We start from the raw sequence: 17,283 nt of genomic DNA on the forward strand, positions 1-17,283 counted from the left end.
AGCTCCTTCACGGCAACGTTACGTCAGAGGGGGCCGATGCCACTCAGACAATTACGAGACAGACCACTAGAGGGGACCAATACCACTCAGGGAATCGCAAGACGGAACACTAGCCGTTGCAATCCACGCGGAGCGGCCGCGGATATGGGAGAATGTGCCGTGGAATACACCATTCCCAATCACGTCCTATCAAGGAGGATGCCATGGCTGTGGAGAACAGTAAGGTACTGATCATCGTCAACAATTGGGGCATCGAGGAGACCGAGCTCACCCGTCCGCTGCGTGACCTGAAAGCAGCAGGTGCCGAGGTGACGCTGGCCGCCACCACGCTCGACCCGTGCGAGACCGTGCAGCACGACCGCTACGAGGGCGAGACTCTCACCCCGGATTCCCTGCTTTCGGATGTGCAGGCGGCCGACTACGACCTGCTGGTCGTGCCCGGCGGCACCTGCAACGTGGACCGTATCCGCGTGAACGAGGATGCGATTGCGCTGGCGCAGGAGTTCGCGCACGAGGGCAAGCCGATCGCCGCGATCTGCCATGGCGCGTGGCTGCTGGTGAATGCCGAACTCATCGCCGGCAAGACCGCCGCCCCCTGTCGCTACATCGCCGCCGACATCGAGAACGCCGGTGGACACTACGTGGACGAGCAGGTCCATGTAGACGATGCGAACGGCTTCACGCTCATCACCTCGCGCAAGCCCGACGACCTCGACTACTTCGTCGGGGCCATCAAGGATGCGCTGAAGTAACAAATACTCTGCGTCAGGAATTCGTTGACGAATTCACTGCCCTCAGACCCGTTTCGCGAGCCAGCTCGTCCTGCCACTGCGGACGCACTCCGCGCGCAGTCAGCTGGCTCGCCTGTCGGCTCGCACGTTGCCTACAAACAGCTCCGCTGTTTGCTTCACGGCAACGGCCCCGCAATTTCGGACGCGCTCCGCGCGTGTTCCGCTGGCTCGCCTGCCGGCTCGCACGTTGCCTACAAACAGCTCCGCTGTTTGCTTCACGGCAACGTCCGTCAGAGGGACCGATGCCACTTAGATAATTACGAGACGGACCACTGGCGTAAGACGCAAAAGCCCCTCTTTGGAGGGGCTGAATAATGTTCGGAGCAACCGCGCCGAGCTTATCGCTCGTGCCTATCGCTCCTTGGCGGCAAGCTGTCCGCAGGCGCCGTCGATGTCCTGACCGCGGGTGTCACGCAATGTGGCGGTGATGCCCGCGGCATGCAGAATCTCTAGGAACCGCGCCTCGTCTTCGGGCTTGGATGCGGTCCACTTCGATCCCTCGATCGGATTGAGCGGAATCGGGTTCACATGCGCCCAGTCGTCGCCATAGTGGTTGAGCCGCTTGGCGAGCAGCTTGGCATGCTCGGCCTGATCGTTGATGCCGCGCATCAGGGCGTATTCGATGCTGACACGGCGCTTGGAGGCCAGCCAGTAGTCGTGCGCCGCGTCCAGCACCTGTGTGGTGTTGAAACGACGGTTCATCGGCACGAGCTCGTCGCGCAGCTCATCACTCGGCGCGTGCAGCGAGACGGCCAGACGCACCGGGATGCCCTCCTCGGTGAGCTTCCTGATGCCAGGCACCACGCCCACGGTGGACACGGTGATGTTGCGCGCCGAGATGCCGAAGCCCTCGGGCGGCATCGCGGAAATCTGTCGCACGGCGGAGAGCACCGACTTGTAGTTGCCCATCGGCTCGCCCATGCCCATGAACACGATGTTGCTCAAGCGGCCCGGGCCGCCGGCCACCACGCCGTCGCGCATCATCTTGGCCGCCACGCGCACCTGCTCAACGATCTCGCCGGCGGACATGTTGCGGGTCAGGCCCATCTTGCCGGTGGCACAGAACGGGCATCCCATGCCGCAGCCGACCTGCGAGGAGATGCACAGCGTGGTGCGCGTCGGATAGCGCATGAGCACGGATTCGATGAGCGAGCCATCGAACAGCCTCCACAGCGTCTTGATGGTGGTGCCTTCGTCGGCCACCTGCCGGGTGACCTCGGTGATGAGGTTCGGGAAAAACGCAGTGGCCGCCTCGTCGCGCTTGGCGGCAGGGAAATCGGTGAATTCGGCGGCGTTCACGTCGAAATGCCCATAATAGTGGTTGGCAAGCTGCTTGACGCGGAACTTCGGCAGTCCCAACTCGCCGGCCTTCTCGATGCGCTGTTCGGGCGTCATATCGACGAAATGCAGCGGGGGCTTGCCTCGACGGGCGTGGTCTTTGGACAGCACGTCACGGAAGGCGCCTTGGGTGCCGCCGGGCGTGATGCCGGTTTCCGGGGTTTCGTTGTCCTGGATGGTCATGGCTGTTCGCTTCGCTTCCGATGATCCGATAATGCGATAATCCGATGATGCATAAGATGCGGCAATCACGGCAGGTGCCCGAGGTGATTGCCGATGTAAAACCGATGTGATGACGGTTGATGAACGAGATAAGGGCGCGGGAATGGCGTCGTCCGGCGTCACAGCCCGGTGACCCACAGCAGCGCGCAGGTGAACGGCGCGCTCATGAGGATGGAATCCACGCGGTCCATCACGCCGCCGTGCCCTTTGAGCAGGTGGCCCATGTCCTTGATACCGATGTCGCGCTTGAGCATGGAGGCGCACAGATCGCCGAATGTGCCCACGGCGCCGATGAGGATGCCGGCCACGATGGGCACCCACCAGCGGGAGGCCCAGGTCGCACCATCATAGGTGAAGGCGAACACCGCGAAGGCGCCCACCATCGCGAACAGCATGGAGCCGATAAGCCCTTCGACGGATTTCTTCGGCGAGATGCGTGGGGACAGCTTGTGCTTGCCGAGCCATGCGCCGGCGAACAGGCCGCCCGTGTCGGACAGCGCGGGCAGGAACACCAGCATGATGGCGTGTGCCACAGGATGGCCGTTGAAGGTCAGCGGGATGATGATGCAGCTGGCAAGAAGCGGGATATAGAGCACAGTGAGCACGGAGACGGCCACATGGCTCAGCCGAGAGTGATGCAGCTCCCCTCCCTCATGGTTGAAGGAGGATTCCAATCGGGCGCTGGCATCGGTGCTGGAGAGCTTGCCGGCAACCGCCAGAGACAGGCGGTTGCCGAAACTCAGTTTGGCGCTGGCGGAAATCGCCACCAGGATGATGGAGACGATGATGCTCAGCGACATGGTGATGAGATGGTACGGCGAATAGTAGGTGGCGATAAGGGTGAAGGCCGAGCACACCCAGAGCATGAGCACCGGGATGTGAAGCCCGACGGTGGCGAAATCCACGCGCAGCTCCCACAGGGCCAGAATCATGAACACGACGACCAGCAGCACGAACAGGTCGATGCTGAACAGCAGGGCGCCCACGATTATCGCGATCAACACCACGGCCGTGCCGATTGCCTGTGGCATGTTGCGGCCGGTCCTCTTGTTGATCTGGTCGAGCGTCTCTTCGGCCTCGGCATGTAGTTGTTCGTTGCGTTCCATAATCCTCCGTACCCGGTCTCTCGGCGGTGCCGAATCAGACCTCCATGATCTCCTTCTGCTTGGTCTCGAGCAGGGCGTCGATCTCGTCGGTGACGTTCTTGGTCGCCTTGTCGAGGTCCTTGAGCAGACGATCGCCCTCGTCCTCGCCCATGTCGCCGTCCTTGACGGCCTTGTCGATGGACTCCTTGGCCTTGCGGCGGATGTTGCGCACGGCCACCTTGCCGTCCTCGGCCTTGCCCTTGGCGAGCTTGACGTACTCCTTGCGGCGGTCCTCGGTGAGCTCCGGCATGGTCAGGCGGATGACGTTGCCGTCGCGGTTCGGGTTGATGCCGAGGTCGGAGTTGCGCAGGGCCTTCTCGACGGCCGCGGCCTGGGAGGCGTCGAACGGGGTGACGGACAGCGTACGCGGCTCCGGCACGCCGATGGAGGCGACGGCCTTAATCGGCGTCGGCGCGCCGTAGTAGTCGACCATGATGCCGTTGAGCAGCGCCGGGTTGGCACGGCCGGTGCGGATGCCAGCGAAGTTCTCCTTGGTGTTCTCGATGGTCTTGGCCATCTGTTCCTTGGCCTGATCGATAAGGGACATATTCAACTCCTTGTGATGTGTGTTCGTCCGGTGTTCGTCGGTGAACGCTTGATATCTGATTGTAGGATCGCAGTCAATGGCGACGTGCGGTCGTGACGGTCGGCGTCAGTCGGCCACACGCGATTCGGCGGAGGAGACCAGCGTGCCGATCTCATCGCCCAGCAGGGCGCGGGTGACGTTGCCGGTGCCCTCGAGACCGAAGACACGGATGAGCTTCCTGTTGTCGCGGGCCATGGACAGCGCTGAGGCGTCCATGACGGCGAGGTTATCCACCAGCGCACGCTTGTAGCTCAGGGTCACGAAACGCTTGGCATTCGGGTCCTTGCGCGGATCGGCGGTGTACACGCCGTCCACGCCGTTCTTGCCCATGAGCACCTCCTCGCAGTGGATCTCGAGGGAGCGCTGGATGGAGACCGTGTCCGTGGAGAAGTACGGCATGCCGGCACCGGCGCCGAAGATGACCACACGGCCCTTTTCGAGGTGGCGGATGGCCTTGAGCGGGATGTACGGCTCGGCGACCTGGCCCATGGTGATGGCGGTCTGCACGCGGGTGGCCTGGCCTTCCTGCTCGAGGAAGTCCTGCAGGGCCAGGCAGTTCATCACGGTGCCGAGCATGCCCATGTAATCGCCGCGGGAGCGGTCGATGCCGGCCTGCTGGAGTTCGGCGCCGCGGAAGAAGTTGCCGCCGCCGACCACGATGGCCACCTGCACGCCCTGCTTGACGGCCGGGACGATCTCCTCGGCGATGCGGCGGACCACCTGGGTGTCGATGCCGACCTTGCCGCCGCCGAATGCTTCGCCGGAAAGCTTGAGCAGCACCCTGCGCGGCTTGTCCTGTTCAGTCATATTGTGCCTTTCCCTCAAAAAACCGGAAGTGCCTGAAAATATCCAGTAGATAAGCGTATCGGCTCACGACGACACCCCGCGCATCGACACCCGCTCGCACCGACGGAAATACGCGGGAAAGGCTTGGAGATTCCTGCGGATACGGGAAAGCGCCATCCAACCTCGATACCGGGTTGGATGGCGCTTTCCGGCAATCACGCTAGGGGCGTAAGGCGGACCTTAGATAAGGTCACTCCTCCTCGGCGCCCTTGCCGACCTCGATGCGCACGAAGGCGGTGGCGGTGCCTCCGACCTCCTTGAACAGCTCGCCGACGGTCTTGGACGGGTCCTTGACGAACGGCTGCTCGAGCAGGACGACCTCCTTGAAGAAGGCGTTGAGACGACCCTCGACGATCTTCGGGACGATCTTCTCCGGCTTGCCCTCGGCCAGGGACTTCTCGGTGGCCACGCGACGCTCGGACTCGACCACGTCGGCCGGGACGTCCTCGCGGGTCAGCCACTGGGCGCCCATGGCGGAGATCTGCAGGGCGGCCTCGTGGGCCACGGCGGCGCCGGCCTTGTCGGTGGCGATCATGGCCACGATGCTCGGCGGCATCTCGGCGGACTTCTTGTGCGCGTAGATCTCGACGTGCTCGCCGGAGACCTTGGCGTACTGGCCGACCTTGACGTGCTCGCCGAACAGGGCTGCGGCCTCTTCGACAGCGACCTTGACGGTGGAGTCGCCGGCCTTGGCCTCCTCCAGCTCCTGGGCGGTGCTGGCGTCGGCGGCCACGGCGTAGCCGAGGACCTCATCGGCGAACTCGACGAACTTCGGGGTCTTGGCCACGAAGTCGGTCTCGGAGTTCAGCTCGACGGCGTAGCCGGTCTCACCGTTCGCGGTCTCGACGACCTTGGAGGCGATGGTGCCTTCCTGGGCCTTGCGGCCTTCGCGCTTGCCGGCCGCGGCGATGCCCTTGGCGCGGATGATTTCCTTGGCGCGAGCGACGTCGCCCTCGGCTTCGGTGAGGGCCTTCTTGACGTCGAGCATGCCGGCGCCGGTGTCTTCACGAACCTGCTTGATCAGTGCGGCGGTAATTGCTGCCATTGATTTTCTCCTTGAGAGTATTGCTTACCCATACATACGATGGGAAGCGCTTATTCAGGCACTTCCCATCGTAGAGCATCACTCGGCCTGCGGGGCCGGGGTCTCGGCGGTTTCGCCCTCGGCGGCAGCCGGAGCGGCGGTCTCGGCCGGAGCCTCGTTGGTCAGGAGTTCCTTTTCCCAAGCGGCCATCGGCTGATCGGAGGCCTCGCCGGCCTCCTTGTTGGCGCCGGAACGCTCGAGCAGACCCTCGGCGACGGCGTCGGCCATCAGGCTGGTGAGCAGCTCGATGCCGCGGATGGCGTCGTCGTTGGCCGGAATCGGGTATTCAACGGTGTCCGGATCGGCATTGGTGTCGACCAGGGCGACGACCGGGATGCCCAGCTTGTGGGCTTCCTCGACGGCCAGGGACTCCTTGGTGATGTCGACCACGAACATGGCGGACGGGGTGCGGCCCATGTTGCGGATACCGCCCAGCTGCTTCTCCAGCTTGTCCTTCTCGCGCTCGAGGAGCAGAAGCTCCTTCTTGGTCAGGCCGGAGCCGTGCACGTCGGAGAAGTCCATCTCCTCAAGTTCCTTGAGGCGGTTGACGCGCTTGGAGACGGTCTGGAAGTTGGTCAGCATGCCGCCGAGCCAACGCTCGGAGACGTAGGGCATGTTCACGCGGGTGGCCTGGGTGGAGACGGCCTCCTGAGCCTGCTTCTTGGTGCCGACGAAGAGCACGGTGCCGTTGTGGGCCACGGTGGTCTTGATGAAGTCGTACGCCTTGTCGATCATGTCGAGCGACTTGAACAGGTTGATGATGTGGATGCCGTTGCGCTGGGTGAGGATGAACTGCTTCATCTTCGGGTTCCAACGACGGGTCTGGTGGCCGAAGTGCAGGCCGGCCTTGAGCATGTCGCTCATCGTGATCTGAGCCATGGTATTACTACCTTTCTTGTCGGTTCTTGCCTGGTCATGCGCACCTGCGTGCAGCCTCTCCCCCGCTTGCCGCGGGTTCGTGACCGACCGACACAGGCCGTCGCGAGCATGACGCGAATTTTTGGTATGCCGGTTGACAATATTGGGGTGGCTCCGAACGCCTGCGACTGCGCTCGTTGCCGGGTGGCACACAAATTTCAAGAATATCACGGGATGTGGAAAAGGCTCCCGCGTCGTGAGACACGAGAGCCTGATGGCATGAGGACGTTTGTCCGCCGCCCACCGATTGGAGTAATGGATCGGAGCGACGAGGCCGTTTACTTGCCGCGGTTGCGCATGTACCGCATCGCGGCGCGGCGCTCCTCCTTCTCGAGACGGTCGAGATAGACGTGGCCGTCGAGATGGTCGCACTCATGCTGGAGCATACGTCCCATCAGACCATGACCTTCGAGCACGATCTCCTTGCCGTCCAGATCGATGCCGCGCACGCGGGCGTAGTCGGCGCGACGAGTCTTGTACCACAGGCCGGGCACGGACAGGCAGCCTTCATCGCCGTACTGCTCGCCGGAGGTCTCCTCGATGACCGGGTTCAGGATGTAGCCCACCTTGCCGTCGATGTTGTACGAGAAGGCCCGCAGGCTCACACCGATCTGGTTGGCGGACAGGCCGGCGCGTCCGGGGTCGTTCACGGTTTCGAGCAGGTCGTCGACCAGCCGGCGCACGGCCGGGGTGATCTCCTTGATCTCGTCGCATGGGGTGCGCAGCACCGGATCGGGAACGACCCTGATCTCACGGATTGCCAATTGGTCTACTCCTCGTTCTTCGTGTTCTTCTCGTTGGGATGGGTGGGTTGGGCCGTCTCGTCCGCGGAGCCATCGGAAACGGCAGAATCCGTGGCTTCGGAGGTCTCGGCGTCGTGTTCGCCGTCCTGCTCGATGTCGCCCTTCGCCTTCTTGATCTTCTCGGACACGCTGGCCAGCGAATCCGACACGCTGGTGCGCATCTGCTCGGAGGCCTGCTTCATCTGCTCCGAAGCCTGACGCATCTGTTCGGAGGCCTTCTTGACCGTTTCCTGGGTGCTGTCCAGAATCTTCACGGTGGCCGGCAGCGGCTTGGACGCACCGGCCTTCGGGGCGTACAGCTCATCCTCGATGACCGATTCGTAGCGCTGCAGCACCTTGGCGCGCACGATCTTCAGGCTCGGGGTGAGCGTGCCGTTGGCCTGGCTGAACTCCTCGTCCAGAATCGCGAACTTGCGCACCGATTCGGCGCGGGAGACGTTGGCGTTGGCCTGATCCACGTACTGCTGGATGAAGGCGCGCACCGCGTCGTTGCCACGGGCCTCGTCGAGCGTCATGTCCGCGTCGAGGCCCTGGCCCTCCAGCCAGGAGCGCAGCATGTCGGGCTCAAGCTCGATGAGCGCCGAGACGAACGGCTTGCCGTCGCCCACCACCACGGCATGCGCCACGATCGGGCACCTGTTGATGATGTCCTCCATCGGCGCGGGGCTGATGTTCTTGCCGCCGGCGGTGATGATGATGTCCTTCTTGCGGCCGGTGATGAACGTGAAGCCCTTGTCGTCCAGACGTCCCAGATCGCCGGTCTTGATCCAGCCGTCCGCGGTCATCGTCTGGGCGGTCAGTTCGGGCTGCTTGTAGTAGCCGAGGAAGACGTTCGGGCCGGTCAGCTCGATCTCATCGTCCTCGCCGAGACGCACGCCCATGCCGGGGCCGGGCTTGCCGACAGAACCGACCTCGTTGTCATCCTCCCAGTTGACGAGCATCGGCGCGGCCGTTTCGGTCATGCCATAGCCCTGGATGAAGGTGATGTCGTCCATGCCGTTGAAGAAGTGGGCGAGATCCACGTTGAGCGGCGCGCCGCCGCAGGCGAGCCAACGAAGGTTCGGGCCCAACGCCGATCGGATGGACTTGCCCACCGTGGCCATGAAGAACGAGTGGCGGATGCGCTCGATGATGGAGTGCCCGCGACCGTCCTGCTCGTCCTTGCTCCACTTGACGAAATGCTTGACGGACTGCGCGAAGATGCGCCCCTGGATGCCGGCGCCGGCCTTCTGCGAGGCGGCGTTGTACACCTTCTCGAACACGCGCGGCACGCCCAGCAGATACGTGGGCTTGAAGCTGCGGATATCCGCAAGCAGGTGCTTGGCGTTGGGGATGTACCCCACCACGCCGCAGCCGCCGATGGCCACGTACTGGATGTATCGGGCGAAGCAGTGCGCCAACGGCAGGAACAGCAGCAGACGGTTGTCGTCGTAGAGCATGCCACGCAGGATCTCGTAGCCGTTGAGCACGATGTGCGTGTAGTTGCGGTTGGAGAGCATGGCGCCCTTGGGCTTGCCGGTGGACCCGGAGGTGTACACCACGGTGAGCAGGTCGTCCGCCTTGATACGGGCGATGGCCTGCTCGAGCGTCTCGTCCGAGACGCCTTCGCCGAAGTCTGCCACCGCATCGAGCCCGTCCGCCTGGAAATTGAAGACGTACTTCATGGACGGATGGTCGGCGCGGATCTGCTCGAGCGTCTGGGAGCGTTGGAAATCGCCGGCGAAGGCGATGACGGGATTGACCTCTTCGACGATGCTGGCGGTCTGCTTCGCGGAATCGGTCTCGTAGATGGGCACGACCACCGCGCCGATGGCGGCGCAGGCGAAGTCCGTGATGCCCCACTCGTAGCAGGTCGGCGAATAGATGAGGACCATGGTTCCGGGCTTGATGCCCAGACCCAACAGTCCCTTGGCGACCTCGCGCACGCGGGAGAGCATTTCGGATGCGGTGGCGCTGCGCCACTGGTGGGTCTGCTCGTCCTGCCACTCGGCGATGGTGTCGTCCGGGGTGCGCGCGGCGCGCTTGGCCAGCAGGGAGAAGACCGTATCCTCGTCGGTCGTCACATACCTGGGTGCTTCAACTAGTTCACGCATGTTCACTACTATACGGCGCGGTTCCCTCAGCGGGCGGAATACGGGGTGACCACCATGCCGCAACGCTGGAAGTTCTTCACATCCACGTAGCCGGTGGAGGCCATGGCGCGCTTGAGGGCGCCGATGAAGTTGGTCTTGCCGTCCGCCTGGTGGCTCGGTCCGAACAGGATCTGCTTGAGGGAGCCGACCGTGCCCACCGAGGTGCGGAACCCGCGCGGCAGCGTCTGGTGACGGGCCTCGGCGCCCCAATGCGTGCCCTTGCCGGGCGCCTCGGTGGCGCGGGCCAGAGGTGCGCCGAGCATCACGGCGTCGGCACCGAGCGCCAGCGCCTTGACGAAGCTGCCGGAGTCGCCCAGGCCGCCGTCGGCGATGACCTGCACGTAACGGCCGCCGGATTCGTCCATGTAGTCGCGGCGGGCCTCGGCCACGTCCGCGATGGCGGTGGCCATGGGGGCCTGCACGCCGATGGTCTGGCGGGTGGCGGAGACCGCGCCGCCGCCGAAGCCGACGAGCACGCCCGCGGCGCCGGTGCGCATGAGGTGCAGGGCCGCGGTGTAGTTGGTGACGCCGCCGACGATGACCGGCACGTCGAGGTCGTAGATGAACTTCTTCAGATTGAGCGGGGTGTGATCCGAGGAGACGTGCTCGGCGGAAACCACGGTGCCGCGGATGACGAACAGGTCGACGCCCGCATCGACCACGGTCGAGTAGAACTCCTGCGTGCGCTGCGGGGAGAGGGCGCCGGCCACGGTGACCCCGGCCTCGCGGATCTCGTGCAGACGCTGCGTGATGAGCTCGGGCTTGACCGGCTGCGCGGCGTAGATCTGCTGGATGCGTGCGGTGGCCTGATTGGCGGGCAGGTCGGAGATCTCCTCGAGCAGCGGGGTCGGATCGTCGTAGCGGGTCCACAGACCCTCGAGGTCGAGCACGCCGAGCGCGCCCATCTTGCCCATGTCGATGGCGGTTTCCGGGCTGGTCACCGAATCCATCGGGGCGCTGAGCACCGGAACGTCGAACTCGTAGGCGTCGATCTGCCAGGAGGTGGAGACGTCCTCGGGATCGCGCGTGCGACGGGACGGAACGATGGCGACGTCATCCAGCGCATAGCCGAGACGGCCCTTTTTACCCAAACCGATTTCAATTTCCTGAGACATGGCTTCAAGACTATTGCCGGGGACGGACGCGCGCCCGGCGGTGTCCATATTGTCGTCACGGCACGCCGGCCGTTACAAACTTGCGCTAAGACTTGAAACACTTCACACCATCTACAGGGAGGAAACATGGCCAAAATCAAGGTCGAAGGCACCGTCGTGGAGCTCGACGGCGACGAGATGACCCGCGTGATCTGGAAGGACATCAAGGACCGTCTGATCCTGCCGTATCTCGACGTGAACCTCGACTACTACGATCTGGGCATCCAGCACCGCGACGAGACCGACGACCAGGTGACCATCGACGCCGCGCACGCCATCCAGAAGCACCATGTGGGCGTCAAGTGCGCCACCATCACCCCGGACGAGGCGCGCGTCAAGGAGTTCGGCCTGAAGAAGATGTGGAAGTCCCCCAACGGCACGATCCGCAACATCCTCGGCGGCACCATCTTCCGCGAGCCGATCGTGATGAGCAACGTGCCGCGTCTGGTGCCCGGCTGGACCAAGCCGATCGTGGTGGCCCGCCATGCCTTCGGCGACCAGTACAAGGCCACCGACTTCAAGGTGCCGGGTGCCGGGCGCCTGACCGTGACCTTCACCCCGTCCGACGGGTCCGAGCCCATCCAGCATGTGGTCTACGACTACGGCGAGGACGGCGGCGTGGCCCAGGTGCAGTACAACGTGAACGATTCGATCCGCGGCTTCGCCCGCGCCTGCTTCAACTACGGCCTCAAGCGCCACTACCCGGTGTACCTGTCCACCAAGAACACGATTCTCAAGGCGTACGACGGCCAGTTCAAGGACATCTTCGCGGAAGTGTACGAGACCGAGTACAAGGACCGGTTCGAGGCCGCCGGGCTCACCTACGAGCACCGCCTCATCGACGACATGGTCGCCAGCTCCCTGAAGTGGCACGGCGGCTACATCTGGGCCTGCAAGAACTACGACGGCGACGTGCAGTCCGACTCCGTGGCGCAGGGCTTCGGCTCGCTGGGACTCATGACCTCCGTGCTCATGACCCCGGACGGCCAGACCGTGGAGGCTGAGGCCGCGCACGGCACCGTGACCCGTCACTACCGCCGCTGGCTCAAGGGCGAGAAGACCTCGACCAACCCGATCGCCTCGATTTTCGCGTGGACCGGCGGTCTCAAGCACCGTGCCGATCTGGACAACACCCCTGAGGTGCGACACTTCGCCGAAACGCTGGAGAAGGTCATCGTCGACACCGTCGAGGGCGGCCAGATGACCAAGGATCTGGCCATGCTCATTGGCCCGGACGAGCCGTGGCTCGACACCGAGGGCTTCATGAACGCGCTGGACGAGAACCTGCAGAAGGCCCTGGCCGACTGACGGCGGACCACGGGTCGGCTGACGGCGGAGCTGCCGGTGCCCTCGGCACCGCCGATGGCTGACCCACCAGTCCCCCTACAACCCTGATTTGTCCCGGATACGCGGCGACCGCACCGCGTATCCGGGACTTTTTCATACACCGCCGACTACTATCGGTATTCAGCTTGTTTCCGACGCCCGTTTGAGGAGGTTTCGTACGCCTATGGTGTTCGCACACCGTCCAGCCACCGCATTCACCGCCCTTGCCGCGACCTGCGCGATGGTGCTTTCGTTGGCATCCTGCGCCTCGAACTCCGACACACACACCAACGACGGCCAGACCACGATCACCATGTCCTCGACGGGTGCCGTGGCCCTGTTCACGCCCTCCGACGGCATCACACTGAGCCAGCAGACGCCCTTGAACAAGTGGGCGAAGCTCACGCCGGACCTCACCGCGTCGCTGACTGACGCCGGCTTCAAGAAGGACAACATCACGCACACCACCTCGGACTCGCTCGACAAGCAGAGCCGCGCCATCCAGGACTATGTGGTGAGTCATCTGTCGGACAAGGGCAAAACGAACGACGCGGGCATCGTCATCGAGCCCGAGAACATGACCCTGCTCGTGGCCCCGGTGGTCGAGGCGGATGCCTCCACCCGCCAGTACGGCGATTACGTGAGCCAGGAACTGCGCACCACGCAGGACGAGTCCGGTGACGACGCCGACACGTCCGCAAACGGTTCGTCAAATAGTTCGTCAGCCGATTCGTCGAGCGGTTCGACGTCCGGCTCGTCGGATTCCAAGGATTCCGCTGATGCCAAGGATTCATCCGGTTCGACCGCCCAATCCGATTCCACTGATTCGTCCGCCGCCACCGACAGTGCGGACACCGCGGACGACACGCAGGCTGAGGCGGCCGACCGTCTGGTCTCCTCGCTCAAACTCGCCAAGGAATCCGGCATGCATGTGGTGCTGCTGGGCAACAGCATCGAAGGGTACAAGCCGGACGCGTTCGTGAAGTTCACGGACGCGCAGACCATCGGCAAGCTGCAGGCGGAGAAGATCGTCTCCAAACTCCAGCTCGCCAAGGCCAGCAAGGACAATCCGAAGCGTATTGAGGTGCTGCTGCCCTACACTCCGGTCAAGGACGGCACGTCCGACGACGCGTCCGACAGCGCCTCGGGCGACGCATCCGGCGCCGTAGCGGACACGGACGAATCCGCGTTCGCCCAGGAGGCGTTCCGCGGCATCTGGCAGGTGCTGGGCGCCTACTACGAAAAGGGCGTGGCGGAAAGCCCCTCGGGCACGCTGGATGCCAATACCACCGAGGACGATTGGCGCGCCGTGGCATACGACGCCTCAAAGGAGGGGTCGAGCGCCAAGGTGCTGGCCACGCGGCTGAAGTCGGGCACGGACTCCCCCACCCGCGTGGATGCCGTCATCGCATTGAACGATTATGTGGCCTCCGAAGTGGTCAGCGAGCTCAAGGATCTTGGATATACGGGGTCAGCCGCGGACATCAACCCGCAAATCACGATCTCGGGCATCGTGGGCAACATCGCCGGCAAGAAGGATCTGGCCCGACAGGCCGTGCCCGACCCCATCAAGTCACCGGAGAACGATACCGCCGATCAGGATGCAGCCGATGATGGCGCCTCCAAGGACGAGCACGACGCCTCCTCGGACAAGACCGACAAGGCCCGCGATTCCCAGTGGCCGCTGGTCACCGGATATGGCGCGTACATCTCGAACATTCCCTCCGTCGTCAACGGCAAGCAGTGGATGACCGGCATCGCGAACCGCAAGGCCATCGCCTCCGATATCGCCGATGCCTGCGCGCGGCTCAACACCGGCAAGGCGCTGTCGGGGATGTCCTCGGTGCGCAACGGCGAGGTCGGAGGCGTCGCGAAGGTGCCGATCATCAGCGAACCGCCGCTGGCTGTAAGCGCCAGCAACCTCAAGGCCGCGCTCATCGACCCTGGCTATATCACTCTGGCCGATGCGGGACTGTGACGGGCCGGGTCCGCCCAGTCCCAATCCATCCACGGTCGGAGTCACTCCCCGTCCAGCGGTTTCAACGCGATTTTCCTGTTGCCCGTGTAACGCTGCGGATCAAGGTAGCCCGTGGCGCTTCTTCTCAGTCCCCAGTGAAGGCAATGGTCCTCGCAATGATCGGATTCCCCTTCCACCGTGGCGACAGGCTGGTTCCGAGTGACGCGTGAACCCACGTTGAGCGTGGTGGTCGCCGGCTCGAACGTGGAGGTCACGCCGTTGTCATGCCGTATGCTCACCACATGCTTTCCCGCCACCTTGCCGGCGAAACTCACGGTTCCGGCCTTCGGAGCGACGATTCCGGTACCTTGTTCGGCCATCAGATCCACACCGCGATGCCCCGGAAGCCAAGGGCTTGCGGGGCCATCGAACCGTTGCTCGATGCGGGGCTCCTCGACCGGCCAGCTGTACATCGCCACGCAACGTGACGGGATATCTTCGTCGATTTCGCCGGAACGGTTGTTCTCTCCCGCCATTATTACGGCTTCGGAAACTTCATCGGACAGCCACGCAGATGGCACTATCGACGCCGGCATTGTTGATGCCGGCACTGTCGTCACCATCGGCATCGGGCAGATGCCATTCTGCGCCGCACTGGCAGAAACAAGCTCCGTCGATGCCGATGCATCACCGTCGTACTCCGGGGAGTTGCCCCCGGAAGACAGACGATGCGTCATGATGCCCAATGACATGACCAGCGCGCAACAGCACACTGCCGTCACTGCGAGCATCCCTCCGACGTACCGATGGCGTTCCTCAGTCTGCCGCTGCTTCCACGCATGATGTTTGGCGTGCCGCATGGCCGCCCGCGCGGCCTCATCGCGCCGCCAATCGAACCAATACCCGTTGTATCGCATGTGCCCTCCTTGGTGATGATTACGCATCGGCGTCTTCGCCGTACGACACCACCTTGGAGGGCGTTTGCCCCATCCGTCCAGCCGAACGCGGCCATGTGGTCCCAGCTTGCGGAGTTATCCACATTCGCGTCCGACGAACGTGCTGTGGTCGTTATACGTCGTTAGTACACGGAATAGCCGCCGTCGATCTGCAGGTTGGTGCCGGTGACGTATGAGGAGGCGTCGCTGGCGAGGAACAGCACCGCGGAGGCGATCTCCTCGTTGGTGCCGAACCGGTGCATCGGCACCGGCGCGGTCATCAGGTCGTGCGCCTCGGGCACGATGCGCCCCTCGAAGATGCCGGACCACACGTATCCGGGCGAAATCGCGTTCGAGCGGATGCCATAGGGTGCCAAAGCGGCCGCAAGATAGCGCGCATACTCGTAGATGCCGGCCTTGGACGCGCCGTAGGCGGCCACCGGCGAGGGGCCTCCGGCGATGAAGTTCGCATTATGCGCCGACAGGGACGACGTGAAGACCAGCGAGCCGCCGTGGCCATGGTCGCGCATGATGTGCTGGGCGATCTGGGCCGTCAGATAGGCGCCGGTCAGATTGATGTCGATGGTTTTCTGCCAGACCTCGTACGGCTCGTCCGCATCGTCGCCGGGCACGTTCACACCGGCGTTGATGAACGCGACGTCCACGGTGCCGAGCTCGTCGATCAGTGACGTCTTCAGCGCATCCACCTGTCCCCGGTCGGACACGTCGCAGTAGAGGGGCACGACGTTGGTGCCATAGCGCTCGGACAGTTCCTTCGCCAATGGTTCGAGCACGTCCTTGGTACGCGGCAGATCGACGATGGCCACGTCGGCGCCCGCCTCGGCCCATGCCGCCGCCACGTTGCGGCCGAGACCGCCGGCGCCGCCGGTGACGAATCCTTTCTTGCCCGTTAGGGAGAAACGGTCCATGATGCGGTGGCCCGGTTCCTTCCATTGATCGAGCGGATACTGATCGAAAATCGTGGCGTCCGCCATGATGTTCCTCCGTTGTTCGGTGCTGCGGCATCCGCGCCGCTGCCGTTACGGCGAGCCTAACATAGGGAGGCATCGGTTCGACGCTGCGACGGGCGCTCGGGTCGTGATGGTTGAGGTTGTCGCAGCCGTGGACAGTTGGTGCGGCGCCCGGGAGGAGTTTTCGGAAGACCCCGTTGGTCGCCGTGATGGTCGCGGAGTGCGAATCATTGCGACACGCCGGAGAGTCCCTGCAAGTTGCATTGCCAAGGATTGCGGATAACATATTCATCTTGTGCGCATCGCTTGGCGATGTGTACAGACGCATTCCTGCGTAGCTCAGTTGGCAGAGCATCCGACTGTTAATCGGACGGTCGCTGGTTCAAGCCCAGCCGCAGGAGCTCGATAAAAGGCCTCGGACGAATCCGAGGCCTTTTTGTTTTCCCGACAAACGGACTGTCAGGTCCTATCATGGAAGTGTCTATTCCCTCACTGAAAGGAGACGAAGATGCCTGAGGAGAACGTGTTCATCATCGACGGAATCAAAACCCAGTGGGACGACGACACGATGGTCGTCTCCGAACTGGGCTTTGACCGGACCGCGACATTGGATGACCAGGGCAACATCCTGTCGTCCACATTCGGTAAGGAGGGAGAGTCCTTCCTGCATCATTGGTTCGGCAAGATGAAGCCGATGATTGACGATTTCCGCGCTATCGATAGGGAATATGCCAATGCCTGAGGTGTTCTTCCTCGCCGGATACAGCATCTATTTCAGTACCTTGGATCGCGAGCATGGCGTACATGTACATGTGGCGCGAGGAAGCCAGAGGGATTTGGCCCGATTTGTCTTGCATGAGGACCGGACCGTGACTCTCGCCCATAATCATGGGAAAATCCCTGCCAAGCATATTCGCTTGATTCAAGCAGCGCTCATCAGAGGCTTCGACGAGGTCGTCGATGCATGGACGAGACTATTCGGCGAGGATATCCATTTCGATCGCTGATTGCGGAGGGTCATCCGCTTGGGCTAATGCCCCGAGGCATTGAAAATCGGTTCTTCTCACGTTTTCGC

The 17,283-nt window shown here is 63.4% G+C and carries 16 protein-coding genes and 1 tRNA gene; 6 read left to right on the top strand and 11 right to left on the bottom strand.

From position 1 onward, the window contains the following. Window positions 1-203: 203 nt before the first annotated feature. Window positions 204-752, top strand: coding sequence for a type 1 glutamine amidotransferase domain-containing protein (locus BG22_RS06680; protein WP_140494301.1), 549 nt, complete (start codon window positions 204-206; stop codon window positions 750-752). 390 nt (window positions 753-1,142) lie between these two features. Here the strand turns inward: BG22_RS06680 and rlmN are convergent, their stop codons facing one another. From rlmN to BG22_RS06725, 9 genes are all read right to left on the bottom strand, one after another. After that, a complete protein-coding gene (gene rlmN, locus BG22_RS06685) occupies window positions 1,143-2,312 on the bottom strand; it encodes a 23S rRNA (adenine(2503)-C(2))-methyltransferase RlmN (RefSeq protein ID WP_140494303.1) in 1,170 nt (389 codons plus the stop codon). Between the two features lie 158 nt (window positions 2,313-2,470). Next, the gene (locus tag BG22_RS06690) at window positions 2,471-3,457 is read right to left on the bottom strand and encodes a phosphatidate cytidylyltransferase (RefSeq protein WP_140494305.1); all 987 of its coding nucleotides are present in this window, start codon (window positions 3,455-3,457) and stop codon (window positions 2,471-2,473) included. 34 nt (window positions 3,458-3,491) lie between these two features. Beyond that, on the bottom strand, window positions 3,492-4,043 hold the full coding sequence (frr, locus tag BG22_RS06695; RefSeq protein WP_094668392.1) for a ribosome recycling factor: 552 nt from the start codon (window positions 4,041-4,043) through the stop codon (window positions 3,492-3,494). Between the two features lie 105 nt (window positions 4,044-4,148). Next, window positions 4,149-4,889, bottom strand: coding sequence for a UMP kinase (gene pyrH / locus BG22_RS06700; RefSeq protein ID WP_140494307.1), 741 nt, complete (start codon window positions 4,887-4,889; stop codon window positions 4,149-4,151). A 229-nt stretch (window positions 4,890-5,118) separates the two neighbouring features. Next, window positions 5,119-5,973 carry a translation elongation factor Ts gene (tsf, locus tag BG22_RS06705; RefSeq protein ID WP_140494309.1) on the bottom strand — a complete coding sequence of 285 codons (855 nt, stop codon included), beginning with the start codon at window positions 5,971-5,973 and terminating at the stop codon, window positions 5,119-5,121. A 78-nt stretch (window positions 5,974-6,051) separates the two neighbouring features. Next, entirely contained in the window at window positions 6,052-6,891 is an 840-nt protein-coding gene (rpsB, locus tag BG22_RS06710) for a 30S ribosomal protein S2 (protein WP_140494311.1), read from the bottom strand. 317 nt (window positions 6,892-7,208) lie between these two features. Beyond that, window positions 7,209-7,694 (bottom strand): peptide deformylase, encoded by a 486-nt coding sequence (gene def, locus BG22_RS06715; RefSeq protein ID WP_094668388.1) that lies wholly within the window; start codon window positions 7,692-7,694, stop codon window positions 7,209-7,211. A gap of 5 nt (window positions 7,695-7,699) precedes the next feature. Then, window positions 7,700-9,826, bottom strand: coding sequence for a long-chain fatty acid--CoA ligase (locus BG22_RS06720; protein WP_140494314.1), 2,127 nt, complete (start codon window positions 9,824-9,826; stop codon window positions 7,700-7,702). 26 nt (window positions 9,827-9,852) lie between these two features. After that, the gene (locus BG22_RS06725) at window positions 9,853-10,980 is read right to left on the bottom strand and encodes a GuaB3 family IMP dehydrogenase-related protein (RefSeq protein WP_094668386.1); all 1,128 of its coding nucleotides are present in this window, start codon (window positions 10,978-10,980) and stop codon (window positions 9,853-9,855) included. 126 nt (window positions 10,981-11,106) lie between these two features. Between BG22_RS06725 and BG22_RS06730 the strand changes: the two genes are divergently transcribed. Together BG22_RS06730 and BG22_RS06735 are read left to right on the top strand one after the other, a co-directional pair. Continuing rightward, entirely contained in the window at window positions 11,107-12,327 is a 1,221-nt protein-coding gene (locus BG22_RS06730; RefSeq protein ID WP_094668385.1) for an NADP-dependent isocitrate dehydrogenase, read from the top strand. A 202-nt stretch (window positions 12,328-12,529) separates the two neighbouring features. Continuing rightward, window positions 12,530-14,323 (top strand): hypothetical protein, encoded by a 1,794-nt coding sequence (locus tag BG22_RS06735; RefSeq protein ID WP_140494316.1) that lies wholly within the window; start codon window positions 12,530-12,532, stop codon window positions 14,321-14,323. Window positions 14,324-14,364: 41 nt separating this feature from the next. On the opposite strand, the gene BG22_RS06740 is transcribed toward BG22_RS06735, so the two are convergent. Then, complete coding sequence (locus BG22_RS06740; protein WP_258186251.1) at window positions 14,365-15,219, bottom strand: M23 family metallopeptidase; 855 nt, start codon at window positions 15,217-15,219, stop codon at window positions 14,365-14,367. A gap of 161 nt (window positions 15,220-15,380) precedes the next feature. Beyond that, complete coding sequence (locus BG22_RS06745; RefSeq protein ID WP_140494319.1) at window positions 15,381-16,232, bottom strand: SDR family NAD(P)-dependent oxidoreductase; 852 nt, start codon at window positions 16,230-16,232, stop codon at window positions 15,381-15,383. Window positions 16,233-16,536: 304 nt separating this feature from the next. Here BG22_RS06745 and BG22_RS06750 point away from each other — a divergent pair. The 3 genes from BG22_RS06750 to BG22_RS06760 all read left to right on the top strand — a co-directional run bounded on the left by BG22_RS06750 (window position 16,537) and on the right by BG22_RS06760 (window position 17,215). Further along, window positions 16,537-16,609: transfer RNA gene (locus tag BG22_RS06750), tRNA-Asn, on the top strand. Between the two features lie 107 nt (window positions 16,610-16,716). Further along, entirely contained in the window at window positions 16,717-16,950 is a 234-nt protein-coding gene (locus BG22_RS06755; RefSeq protein WP_140494321.1) for a hypothetical protein, read from the top strand. After that, window positions 16,943-17,215 (top strand): DUF4160 domain-containing protein, encoded by a 273-nt coding sequence (locus BG22_RS06760; protein WP_181163425.1) that lies wholly within the window; start codon window positions 16,943-16,945, stop codon window positions 17,213-17,215. Before BG22_RS06755 ends, BG22_RS06760 begins: the two co-directional genes overlap by 8 nt. Window positions 17,216-17,283 lie beyond the last annotated feature (68 nt).

This window comes from Bifidobacterium sp. UTBIF-78 (genome assembly GCF_006408945.1).
Taxonomy (GTDB): Bacteria; Actinomycetota; Actinomycetes; order Actinomycetales; family Bifidobacteriaceae; genus Bifidobacterium; species Bifidobacterium myosotis.